This window comes from Microcoleus sp., assembly GCF_041354475.1.
GTDB lineage: Bacteria > Cyanobacteriota > Cyanobacteriia > Cyanobacteriales > Microcoleaceae > Microcoleus.
The window spans coordinates 42,524-55,283 of sequence record NZ_JBGJZU010000023.1 but is presented as its reverse complement, the minus strand read 5'-3'; the positions used below and the strand labels follow the sequence as shown (position 1 = coordinate 55,283).

Annotated in this window: 8 protein-coding genes; 4 read left to right on the top strand and 4 right to left on the bottom strand. The window is 43.3% G+C overall.

Features of this window, described 5'->3' with window-relative positions; translation table 11 throughout:
- Nucleotides 1-89: 89 nt before the first annotated feature.
- Both ACBR23_RS11400 and ACBR23_RS11395 read left to right on the top strand, forming a co-directional pair.
- Nucleotides 90-485 (top strand): response regulator, encoded by a 396-nt coding sequence (locus ACBR23_RS11400; protein ID WP_371116038.1) that lies wholly within the window; start codon nucleotides 90-92, stop codon nucleotides 483-485.
- A complete protein-coding gene (locus tag ACBR23_RS11395) occupies nucleotides 482-3,088 on the top strand; it encodes a PAS domain S-box protein (RefSeq protein ID WP_371116039.1) in 2,607 nt (868 codons plus the stop codon). Before ACBR23_RS11400 ends, ACBR23_RS11395 begins: the two co-directional genes overlap by 4 nt.
- Nucleotides 3,089-3,110: 22 nt before the next feature.
- On the opposite strand, the gene ACBR23_RS11390 is transcribed toward ACBR23_RS11395, so the two are convergent.
- From ACBR23_RS11390 to ACBR23_RS11375, 4 genes are all read right to left on the bottom strand, one after another.
- Nucleotides 3,111-4,199, bottom strand: coding sequence for a response regulator (locus ACBR23_RS11390; protein WP_341737185.1), 1,089 nt, complete (start codon nucleotides 4,197-4,199; stop codon nucleotides 3,111-3,113).
- Nucleotides 4,200-4,290: 91 nt separating this feature from the next.
- The gene (locus ACBR23_RS11385; protein WP_371116040.1) at nucleotides 4,291-5,799 is read right to left on the bottom strand and encodes an ATP-binding protein; all 1,509 of its coding nucleotides are present in this window, start codon (nucleotides 5,797-5,799) and stop codon (nucleotides 4,291-4,293) included.
- A gap of 135 nt (nucleotides 5,800-5,934) precedes the next feature.
- On the bottom strand, nucleotides 5,935-6,381 hold the full coding sequence (locus ACBR23_RS11380; protein WP_371119547.1) for a response regulator: 447 nt from the start codon (nucleotides 6,379-6,381) through the stop codon (nucleotides 5,935-5,937).
- Nucleotides 6,382-6,417: 36 nt separating this feature from the next.
- On the bottom strand, nucleotides 6,418-9,228 hold the full coding sequence (locus ACBR23_RS11375; RefSeq protein WP_371119548.1) for a PAS domain S-box protein: 2,811 nt from the start codon (nucleotides 9,226-9,228) through the stop codon (nucleotides 6,418-6,420).
- A 433-nt stretch (nucleotides 9,229-9,661) separates the two neighbouring features.
- Between ACBR23_RS11375 and ACBR23_RS11370 the strand changes: the two genes are divergently transcribed.
- Nucleotides 9,662-11,917, top strand: a complete 2,256-nt coding sequence (locus tag ACBR23_RS11370; protein ID WP_371116042.1) for an ATP-binding protein — start codon at nucleotides 9,662-9,664, stop codon at nucleotides 11,915-11,917.
- A gap of 361 nt (nucleotides 11,918-12,278) precedes the next feature.
- The gene (locus ACBR23_RS11365) at nucleotides 12,279-12,752 is read left to right on the top strand and encodes a response regulator (RefSeq protein WP_371119549.1); all 474 of its coding nucleotides are present in this window, start codon (nucleotides 12,279-12,281) and stop codon (nucleotides 12,750-12,752) included.
- Nucleotides 12,753-12,760 lie beyond the last annotated feature (8 nt).

Sequence of the window (12,760 nt, the reverse complement as noted above, 5' to 3'; positions counted from 1 at the left end):
AGTCCCTGTCGGGATTGTATAATTAATTGGGAAATCTTGCCGATCGCGATCGCCCAATCAGCATACTATACTCAAAGAGGAAACAAGCCATGGTTAAACCAGCAATTCTGTGTGTGGACGATGAAATATCGGTACTGGAAAGTCTGGAAATAGAACTGCAACAGGCTTTTAACGGACATTATCTCTATGAATTTGCTGAAAGTGCGGCCGAAGCGTTGGAGATTATTGCAGAGTTATGTCAAGATGAGGTGAATATACTCGTGATTGTCTCTGATTGGTTAATGCCTGGAATGAAAGGAGATCAGTTGCTGATCGAGATTCATCAAAAATATCCAAAAATTGTGACGGTGATGCTGACTGGACAAGCTGACAAAGATGCCATTGAGCGTACCAAAACTCAAGCAAACGTCCATGCTTTATTAGCAAAACCTTGGAACCATCAAGAATTAATTGAAGCGATTAAGTCTGGTATAGGAAGATTATGAAAAAACCAGTCATTATTTGTGTAGATGACGAGCCGACTATACTAGATAGTCTGGAAATAGATTTGCTCAAAGCCTTTGAAGATAAATATTTAATTGAAACCACAGAAAGTGGTGAAGAAGCCTTAGAGTTACTATCACAATTAATCGCCGATAATTATGAAGTTCCTTTGATTATTTCCGATCAGATCATGCCGAACATGAAAGGAGACGAACTACTAAGGAACGTTCATGCTATATCTCCGAAATCTCTGAATATTATGCTGACTGGACAAGCGGATTTGGAAGCGGTTACTAATGCTATTAACTATGCCAAATTATATCGCTATATCGCTAAGCCTTGGCAGCCGGACGATTTGAAACTAACTGTGACAGAGGCAATATATAAGTATTTTCAGGAGAAACAACTTGCGGAAAAACAAGTAGAACTTCAGGAGATGAATCAGGAATTAGCAAAATTAAGTCGCAAGCAGGCAAGGTTAATTGCGACACTCCACGAAAACGAAAGTCGCTTGAGGCAATATTTGGAAGCGATGCCGTTGGGTGTGTGCGTGCTGGATGCCAGCGGTCAATCTTTTTATGCAAATCAGAAAGCGCGGGAGATATTTGGCAAAGGAACTGTGCCGCATATTAATTCTGAGCAAAAAGCAGCTATTTATCAATTTTATAAATCAGGAACTAATGAGAGATGTCCTGTAGAAGAATTGCCCATTATGCGCGCGCTTCGTGGCGAAAATGTGCGGACTGAAAGTGTAGAAATTCGTGCGGGTAATAAGATTATTCCCGTTGAAAGTTGGGCGACTCCAATTTATGATTCTCTAGGGGAAATTTCCGATGGGATTATCGCTTTTACTGATATTACGGAACGGAAGAAAGCGGAAGCAGCGTTAATTCAAGCTGAGGAGAAGTATCGCAGCATATTTGAAAATGCTCTTGAAGGTATTTTTCAGACTACGACAGACGGACATTTTATTAGTGTTAATCCGGCTCTAGCTCAAATCTACGGCTATGATTCGCCAGCAGAATTGATAGCAAGTGTTAATGATATTGAGCACCAATTGTATGTGATGCCGAATCGCCGTCAAGAGTTTCTGAATTTGATGAAACACCACGGTACTCTATCTGAGTTTGAGTCTCAGGTTTACTGCAAAGATGGTAGGATTATTTGGATTTCTGAGTATGCACGCACTATTTTTGATGGGAATGATGAAGTGCTTTACTACCAGGGTTTTGCAGAGGATATTACTTTGCGAAAAGAGGTAGAAATGGAACGGCTCAGGTTTACCAATGATTTGGAAAAAGCTTTAGTAGCAGAAGAAAAGTTAAATGAGGAACTGTCAGAAAGTGAAAATCGGCTGACTCAATTACTGGAAGCGATGCCGGTGGGAATATTTGTCGTAGATGCTAAGGGAAAACCTTGCTACATGAATTCGGCCGGTACAAGGATATTTGGTCAAGGTTTAGTTTGCGATGTTATTCCTGGTAAGTTACCAGAAGTTTATCAAGCTTATTGTGCGGGAACTAATCAATTATATCCCATGGATCGCCAACCGGTGATTCGGGCCCTGCGAGGAGAAGTTGTGCGTGTTGATGATGCGGAAATTCACCGCCCGGATCGGATTGTGCCCATTGAGGTTTGGGCGACACCAATTTACGACGAAGGAAAAAATATAGTCTATGCGATCGCAGCATTTCAAGATATCACAGAACGTCAATGTGTAGAAAAAGAGCGCCGTCAATTCACAGACGACTTAGAAAAAGCCCTAGCAGCAGAAGAAAAATTAACAGATGCTTACGGGAGATTTGTGCCGCATGAATTTCTGTATTTTCTGGGATATGAAAGTATTTTAGAGGTGAAATTAGGGGATCAGGTACAAAAAGAAATGTCGGTGCTATTTTCAGATATTCGTGATTTCACAACGCTATCTGAAACTATGAATCCCCAAGAAAATTTTCAATTTATTAATGGTTATTTATCGCGGATGGAACCCGCAATTACTGATAATTATGGCTTTATTGATAAATATATTGGTGATGCGATTATGGCATTGTTTGATGGTAGTGCAGACCATGCTGTGAAAGCTGGAATTGTGATGCTAGAGCAACTAAATGAATACAATACTACTCGTACTCAACCCGATCGCCAGCCGCTACAAATTGGCATTGGTATCAATACAGGTTCTTTAATGTTGGGGACTGTTGGGGGGCAAAATCGGATGGATAGTACGGTGATTAGTGATGCAGTAAATTTAGCCTCCCGCATTGAAAATTTGACGAAAGAATATGGAGTATCGATGTTAATTACTCACAATACTTTTATCCAGTTGGAAGAAGTTTATGATTTGAGGTTAGTCGATCGCGTCAAAGTTAAAGGTAAATCGCGACCCATCACAGTTTATGAAGTATTTGAGGCGGATGGGCCGGAGTCGCGACAGAAAAAGTTAGAGACTAAAGCCATCTTTGAACAAGCTTTGGTATATTATCATAGCAACAGGTTTGTAGAAGCTAGAGAATTATTTTCGGCCTGTCTGCAACACCATCCTACAGATAGTGTAGCTCAAATTTATATACAACGGTGTGTCAAACTAGCGATCGCCACTGTTTGACTCAAGCAAGGCTGTATTCTATTTAAACGGGCAGACATACAGAGACTATGGTTGATAAATTCGGGGAACTTTCTATTTTTAAGTTTCCGCCATGTAATTCTGTAATCCGTTTCACAATTGCCAAACCTAATCCCAAACCTGCTTGTTGGTAAAGTTGGCGATCGAATTGCATATAAGCTTCGATTTGTGAAATTTGCTCGGAAGTCATACCCCGTCCTTCGTCTTTCACCGACAGAATGAACTTCTGATTTTCCACCCAAACACTCACCAAAACTGGTGTTCCTTCTGAAGAAAATTTGAACGCATTGTCCAGGAGTTCCTCAAGAACTTTTGTCAGCTTCACAGAATCTATTGCTACCGATGAATTTTGCAAGCTTAATTTTAAATCGTCTATTCTATTAGCCAGCTTTGCTTGCTGGCGCGCTTTTTCTGATAGCAAAGATTCTACGCAGCTAAATTTGCTGTTTCGCATCTCCTTAATTAATTCGGGATTGGTTGCTGATATTTCCAGATCTGTATATAGCAAAAAATTCTGAATTAGTCGGTACAAGCGATGGCCGGAAATTTGGATGTGACCGATCATTTCTAAAATATCCGATTCCTCAAAAACCTTATATTCCGACAATATCAGTTCAGAAAAACCGAGAATTGCATTCAAAGGAGTGCGCAATTCGTGAGGTAAGGACGTACTAATATTGGAACGTAAATCGTCAAGTTTTTTTTGGGATTGACTGCTAATTGCTTTGTGTTTTTCCAGTCTAATCGCAACAGCTTTTAGCAGTTGTTGTGGCGTACAAGGTTTGGTTATGTAATCGTCAGCTCCCAGTTCCATCCCTAGGCGAATGTCTGTTTTTTCAGCTTTGGCTGTGAGAAAAATAAACGGAATTGTTGTAGTTAAAGGCTCTGCTCGCAATGCTTTGAGGACACCGTGACCGTCAATTTCTGGCATCATCATGTCGCACAAAATTAAGTCCGGCATATGTTCGATCGCCATTTTGATACCGACTTTGCCGTTAGCAGCTCCTAGGGATACAAAATTCTCGGCTTCTAGCAAGTCTAAAATATTTTCTCTAATCGCTGCTTCGTCTTCAATTACCAAAATTTTTGCCATAGTTATTTATGCGGTGATTTATTGTAGTTAATTTCTGAATTTATCCGGTTTTTAAATTGTGTGTGTTTTGAAGATTTTTACCACGGAGTAATTAGCTATTTTGGGCAGAATTACAAATTAAAGGTAGGGTGATTTTAAAATTTGTCCCTTTGCCTTTTTGACTGTGTATGACTATCTGGCCACCGTGGAGTTCTACAGCTCTTTTGACAATTGCTAAACCGAGACCTGTTCCCGAAATATTGCCGACATTTGTAGCGCGATAAAATGTTTCCCAAATTCGCTTTTGATCGGATTTGGGAATCCCGATTCCTCGGTCTTGAATTTGAAAAATAACTTCTCCATTTTGAGTTTTCAGGTGTAAATCAACTGATGTTCCGGCTGGAGAATACTTGAGGGCATTTGAGAGTAAATTTCCCAATATTTGCCTGAGTAGTTTTTCATCCATTTGAGCTTTGGTGTTGTCGCCGGAGACAATCAAGGCGATGGGGTGTTGGTTGCTATCATTGAGTTGTTGTTCTTCTATAATCTGACGGCAAAATTTTTCCAGGTTTAAGGAAACTGGTTGAAACTGTAGTGTATTGGCTTCGATTTTACCTACTACTAGGATATCTTCTAATAACTCTGTCATGCGTTGAATCGCTAGTTGAATCCGCACAAAATGAGTCGATTTTTTCTCGCTCGACCAATTTGAGCTGTAATCTTGTAGCAATCCAGCGGAAAATTGGATAGTTGTCAGGGGGGTGCGAAACTCATGGGAAACCATGCTCACAAATTTAGCTCTGAGTTCTGAAAGTTCCTTTTCTCGTGCCAGGGTTTTGAGAATTTCAGCTTCAGCTCGCTTGCGGTCGCTAATATCCCGTCCTTCAGCAATCAGCAGCAAAACTTGTCCTGTGTCATTTTTGACTGGCTTGAGGGATAAATCCACCGTCACAATTTGGTCGCCTTTTCCTAACAAGTCTATTTCTTTGCGAAAAAACTCACCTTGACTAGCTTTACTGATTCCTTCTTTTAATTGTGCTTTAGCATGGGGTGACTGTTGCCAAATCGGCTGTTCCCAAATCGGGTAGCCCACAATATTTTGCGATCGCATTCCTGTAAACTCCAGAGCTGTTTCGTTAACTTCCAGCACAATTCCATCGGGAGTTAGTAGCTTTGTCAGTTGAAATGAGGAGTCAAAAATTGCCCGAAAACGTCGCTCGCTTTCCCTGAGCATTTGAAAAGTTTGGGAACGTTCAATAGCGTAACGGATTGTGCGCACTAACAATTGAGTAGTAATTTGACCTTTGACTATGTAATCTTGAGCGCCCAAGCGGACAGACTTGAGTCCAACGGCCTCATCATCCCACCCTGTCATTACCACCACTGCCGTATCCGGGGCCACTTCTCGCAACCGAGTTAGGGTTCCCAAACCGTGGCTATCGGGCAAAGAAAGGTCGAGCAAAACTAGATCGAAAGATTGTTTGCTCAGATGTGCGATCGCCGAGTGTAGGAACTCAACGCACACCAGTTCCCACTCCACTCCTACAGATGCTTCTAACAGTTCTGCAAGCAAATCAGCGTCAGTCGGATTGTCTTCTACCAACAGAATCTTAATCCACATAGCTTTGATGTTATTTATCCTCAGATTGCCACGGGGCAAATACGATCTTAAACTATTTTGCTTTCTCCTTCTATTTGTAACTTGAAAAATAGAGTTTGGCAAGGGTGTACACCACCCCGATAACTATTCTATCCATTAAACGATAGGAAGTTTGACTACTGCTAGCCAGAACTCCTCAATTAACCTAACTACCTTAGTAAATTGTAAGAAATCTACTGGTTTTGTAATATAACAGTTGGCATGGAGCGAGTAGGACTTGATAATATCCTCTTGGGCTGCTGAAGTGGTGAGAATCAATACTGGAATCAGTTTTAAATTTGGGTCTGTCTTAATTTCTTTCAGGACTTCTACACCGCTTTTTTTAGGCAAATTCAAATCCAGCAAAATTAAGTCTGGACGCGGTACTTCCTTGTAAGGTGCTTTTTTTCGTAAAAAATTGATGGCTTCTACTCCATCTTCGACAAAATGCAAGTTATTTAAAATTTTACCGTTGCTGAGGGCTTCCATTGCCAAGTCAGCATCGCTGGGAGAGTCTTCAACTAACAAAATTTCTATTGGTTTAACTTGGATTTGAACTCTCATAATTGGCGTATCCTTGTGATTCTCTAAACAAAATATTTAAACTTTGATGTTGCAACTGTTAACGATCGGAATAGTAAAGTAAAAAGTAGCGCCTTCTTCCGGCCAAGACTCAACCCAGATCCGTCCGCGGTGGCGTTCAACAATTCGCTTACACATTGCCAAACCTATGCCAGTACCTAAATATTCGCGACGGGAGTGCAAGCGCCCAAAAATGATAAAAATGCGATCGGCATACTCTGGATCGATGCCAATCCCGTTATCGCGGACACTGAACAGCCATTCATCATCTTGTATGATAGCAGTAATATGAATTATGGGGACCTCTTCGCGGCAGAATTTGATGGCATTACCGAGCAAATTTTGGAATAATTGCACCAGTTGAAATTCATCTGCCATCACCGTGGGCATCACATCCTTGGTAATAATAGCTTGCTTTTCGGCGATCGCAATTTGCAAATTGCACAAACTTTGCTCCACCGCAGCGTTGCAGTCAGCAATCTCAAATTCCTGAGCCCTAGTTCCCAATCTCGAATAAGCTAACAAATCATTAATTAATTGTTGCATTCTGGAAGCACCATCAACAATATGATTAATATATTTATCTGCTTTAGCATCCAAATTGCCTTGATAGCGCTGGGCCAATAATTGAGTGTAACTGGTAACAGCTCTTAGAGGTTCTTGTAAATCGTGGGAAGCCACATAAGCAAATTGTTCTAATTCCTCGTTAGAACGCTTCAAATTTTCTGTAAGTTGCAGCATTTGCTGCTCTACCTGTTTGCGGTCTGTAACATTGTAAACCAAGGCACAGGAAGACAGCATACAACCAAATTCATCCATAACCGGACTGGTAGAAATATAAGTCCAAACATCTTTACCATTCTTACTCTTAAGCTTAGATTCATGTTTTTCACTAATTCCCTGTTTACGCCGCTCCACATATTGGCTAGTTAGCTGTTGTTCCTGTTCATCCATGAAATCAAAAATCCGCCTTCCCAACATTTCTGACTCTGTATAACCGAGCATTCGCGCCATGGCGTGGTTGACGTAAGTGGTGCGAGCATTGCTGTCAATTACCCAAATACCTTCTTCAGCTAATTCCACTATTTGTCTGTATCGAAATTCACTTTCCTGTAATGCTCTTTCCGTTAGTTTACGCTCAGTGATATCTTTCATAAAACAGTGGTATCCATTAAATATCCCTTGTTCGTCATCAGCTTTTACCATGGTGATTTGGTTGTAAAAAAACAAGCCATCTTTCCGCACACCTCTAGCTTCAACTTCTACTTTGCCAGAAATCAGCATTTCCCGCTCGGCTAACATCAACATCTCAACATCGTCAGGATGTACAATCTGCTTCCATGCCATCCCAATCATTTCTTCTGGTTCGTAGCCAAATTTATGAGCGTAAGCCCGGTTAACGCTCAAGTAGCGTCCCTCAATATCCAGCCTCCCAATACCTTCCACCGCATTTTGCATAGCAGTATTCAGTTCCCGCACCTCTTTTTCAGCTTGCTTGCGTGTGGTAATATCCTGACCAATGCCCAAAAAACCGTTAATATTTCCCTCGCTGTCAGATAAAGCAGTAACCGATAGCAGCACCGGAAACCGCGAACCATCTTTACGAATATAAGTCCATTCATTCTCGTCAGGTATTCCCCGAATGGGCAAGGTCACAAAAACCTCAATTCCCGGCTCTATTTTTACTCCCAATTCTTGATAAAGAACTTCAGCTCTCTGCTCCACCTCCACAGGATCATGAATTATTGCTGGTGTTAATTTACCCACAACTTCCTCTACGGAATAGCCTAAAAGTTGCTGAGCTGCGCGATTAAATGTTTTAATTACACCGTCGGCATCTGTGGAAATAATTGTGTAATTAGCACTGTTAAGAATCGCCTTTTGCAGTTGGGTTAATTCCCACAAAGCTGTAGATATTTGTTGACGTTCTGCGATTTCTATTTGCAATTGTTGGTTGGCAATTTGTATTTCATTAGTGCGCTGAGCAACTCGACGCTCCAGGCTTTCATTTAGCAGTCGATTTTCCTCTTCTACGTGCTTGCGTTCTGTAATATCGGTAATAGTACCAACATAACCTTTAACCTCCCCATTCTCGTCGATTTGCCCGACAGCTTGACCAAATACCCACCGGACACTATGGTTATCAAGATTTTGAAAACGGTACTCAAATTTAAAGGGCAATTTTTCCTGGGCAGCCCGATACCATTCCGCAAAAACGCGCTGACGGTCGTCAGGATGAATACTTTGCACCCACCCTGTTCCGAAAGCTTCTTCGCAGGTAATTCCAGCAATTTGACACCAGCGTTCGTTGACGTATAAACAATTTCCTAAAGTATCAGTATAAAATATTCCCACTGGCGAAACTTCAGTTAAAATTTGATACCTAGCTTCACTTTTTCGACGTTCAGCTATTTCTATTTCCAGTCTTTGATTAATCATCCCTAATTGAGTGGGACTGGGGAGAGCTAATGCTTGCGGAATTAAAGGAATTAATGCGAAAGCGGTGTAAGCAGAAATTAAAGCGGTAATAAGTTTCAAGCTGCCAGAAAGCCAATAAACAGGATGCCAAAGCGTCCAAACTTCCATCACATGAGTAGTGCCGCAGGAGATAATAAAGGCTCCAAACAGCCAAAAAATGTTACGAAAGGGCAAGTCTTGTCGCTGGTGGACAAAATAAAGCAGCGATAGAGGTATGGAGTAATAGGCGAAGGCAATCAGCGAATCAGAGACTATGTGGAGTCCGACTAATTCTCGCTGCCACAGGTAACAGTGGCCGTGGGGAATATAGTTGGCGGTGAATAATAGGTTATTTAAAAAATTCCAGAGCATAAGGTGCGATTTACGGTAATCAATAGAATAAAACCGGATCTGACCTATAACCTATCTCAATTTTTTGAGGTCGATCGGCTGTTTCAACCCAGATTCCGCACCCCCCCCAACGCAGGGCTGTTTCATTCTCTTGTAGGGGCCGCCCCCCGTGGCTGCCCCAATCTCTGAAACACTTACAAAATTGTGGATGGGGAGGACGGGCACGCACCATCCACCGCCCCTACAAAAGATGGGGAGGGTAGGCACGGGGGCACTACCCCTACAAAAGCATCGTTTTCTTGAGAATGAAACAGCCCTGGGATGCTCCCGTATTGCAGGTTGATGAAGTCCTTACTTCATAAACCTGGGATACACTGTATTTACTCGATCGCGATTTTCCAGACGCGATCAAAACAATCACAATCAAAAGAATCAGGAGTTCGAGAGCCTCAGCATGACTGATGTGACGATTGATTTGACTAACTGCGATCGCGAACCGATTCATATTCCAGGGCTAATTCAGCCGCACGGGGTTTTGCTAGTTTTGCAGAATCCCACCCTAGAAATCGTTCAGGTGAGCCGCAATACTGAAGCAGTGATGGGTCGCCAACCGGAGGATTTGCTGGGCCAGCCGCTGTCAGACTTATTGGATGCCAAGCAGATTAAGCTGATGCAACAATGTCTGGCAGAGGATTTTGAGGGCATCAATCCCCTCAACCTGTCGATCAAGCGGGGGAATAAATCGATCTATTTTGATGGGATTGTGCATCGTTTAGAGGATGCCATTGTACTAGAATTGGAGCCAAAAAAAGCGAAGGGAAAAACAGACTTTTTTGATTTTTATCAACAGGTAAAAGGAACCATTACTCGGATTCAAAAAGCACCCACGTTGCTGAATATGTCCCAGATCGTGGTTAAGGAAGTCCGGCGGATCACTGGCTTCGATCGCGTCATGGTTTACCGATTCGCTCCAGACGGGGCAGGTAGCGTCATTGCTGAAGACACCAATCAAGAAACGTCCTATCTGAATTTGCACTACCCAGCCTCCGACATTCCTAAGCAAGCCAGACATCTCTATACGCTCAACTGGCTGCGGCTGATGCCAACTACCAGCTACCAGCCCGTTACGTTAATTCCAGCCACCAATCCCTTCACGAATCAACCGCTCGATTTGAGTTTGTCGGTGTTGCGAAGTGTGTCGCCACTTCATCTAGAGTACCTGCAAAATATGGGCGTGGATGCTTCTATGTCCATTTCTCTAATGCACGATCAAAAGCTCTGGGGATTGATCGCCTGCCATCATTTGTCGCCTAAATATGTTCCCTACAATATCCGCACTGTTTGCGAGTTTATTGGGCAGGTGATGTCTGTGGAACTAACGAACAAAACAGCCACCGAAGACATTGACTACAAAATGCAATTGAAGTCTTTGCAAACTCAATTTGTCGAGGCATTGTCTCAGGCTGAGAATTTGCTGGATGGAATGGTGCAACTGAAATCTCAACTACTGAATCTGGTGAATGCCACCGGAGTGGTGGTTTGCAGTGGTAACGAGTATTTTCAAGTGGGCGTTTCGCCATCAGAGGAAGCAGTTCACGCCTTACTCGATTGGATTAAACCTCAATTGCATAACAGCTTGTTTGAAACCCGATCGCTCTCTAAAGACTATCCTGCTGCCGAATCGTTTAAGGCGATCGCCAGTGGCGTGTTAGCACTAGAAATTTCTAAAGTTCACCGCAATTACATTCTGTGGTTTCGTCCCGAGGTGATGCAAACCGTGAATTGGGGCGGCAACCCTAACAAGCCTGTAGAAGTTTCGGTGGATGGCAGTTTGCGGATGTCTCCGCGACAATCCTTTGACTTGTGGCAGGAAAGGGTCCAAGGCTGTGCCCTGCCCTGGAAACCCTGTGAAATTGAAGCGGTGGCTGAACTGCGAAGCCTGATTGTAGGTGTGGTGTTGCGACAGGCAGATGAACTGTCATTGATGAACTTTGAATTGCAGCGGAGCAATGAAGACCTTGACTCTTTTGCCTACATTGCCTCCCACGACTTGAAAGAGCCGCTGCGGGGCATTCACAACTACGCCAATTTCTTGATGGAGGACTATGAAGAAGTGCTCGACGAGGATGGGGTTGCGAAACTGCAAACTCTGGTGCGGCTGACTCAGCGGATGGAAGATTTGATCAATTCACTCCTCTATTTCTCGCGGTTAGGTCGCACCGAACTGATGCGACAAACGGTGAATTTGGATGAGTTGGTGCATCAGACGATCGCCACCCTGACTATTGCCCGCCCACAAAACGAAGTCGAGTTTCGGATTCCCCAACCATTGCCCAGCATTAAGGGCGATCTGGCTCAGGTGAATGAACTCTTGACCAACTTGATCAGCAACGCGATTAAATACAACGATAAAGCTTCCAAGTGGATCGAAATTGGTTTCATCGCAGGGAATGAAGAAAATTCTGAGCTTTACCCCCTGACCTTCTATGTGCGTGATAATGGCATTGGGATCTTGCAGGAGCATCTTGAGAAAATCTTTCAGATCTTTCGTCGCTTGCATGGACGAGATGACTTCGGTGGGGGCACAGGGGTAGGGTTAACGATCGCCCGCAAAATTGTGGAGCGCCACGGGGGCAGAATTTGGCTTGAATCTACCCCTGGTCAAGGCAGTACGTTTTATTTCACCTTGGGAGCGGAGATTATCGCGTGATATCAATTCCGGCTGCACCGGAATGATATAGAGGAGACGGCGCAAGAGCCCATAGGTGTCAACTTAAGGTAAAACCCATAGTCCGGCAAGGGTTGAAACCCCTGCCTCAAAGCGAAAGTCCTCTTAAGAGGACTGAAGAGAAGAATTTTCAACTCATTAGTCCTCTTCAGAGGACTTTAGCTATTAGACAGGGGTTGAGACTTCTGTCGGACTCACGGGATGACCAACGAACTGGCGGGCTTTCAGGCTTAAGTTGACACCTATAGGCAGTGCCGTTTCCCTACAGTATGATTTTGGGTAAGGACACTCCAAAAGCCGTCTCCTGATTTCGGCTAATAATTCCGATGCTACCGGATTTGATATGACTCACAGTTCAACTTTCTCGATCGAAAAAACGCCACCGCTGTTAATTGTAGAAGACAGCAACGAAGACTTTGAGGCACTACAACGATTTTTGGGGCGATCGCCCAAGGTCATTCCCATCCAGCGGTGCGTCAATGGCGAACAAGCATTGGCGTTTCTTTATCGGACTGGCAGCTATGTCAATCGTGAAAGTGCGCCCCGTCCCGGTTTGATTGTGCTCGATCTAAATCTGCCCGGCACCGATGGACGGGAAGTATTGCGCCGGATCAAACAAGATAAGAGCCTGAAAACCATTCCGGTCGTAGTCTTTACAACTTCCAGCAACCCAAAAGATATCGAAGACTGCTACCAATACGGTGTCAACAGCTATATGATTAAACCTATCAACTTTGCTCAACTGAAACGAGATGTGCAACTGCTGGTAGATTACTGGTTTGAAGTGACAACGCTGCCCGATCACCTAGAGCAATAATTAATAGT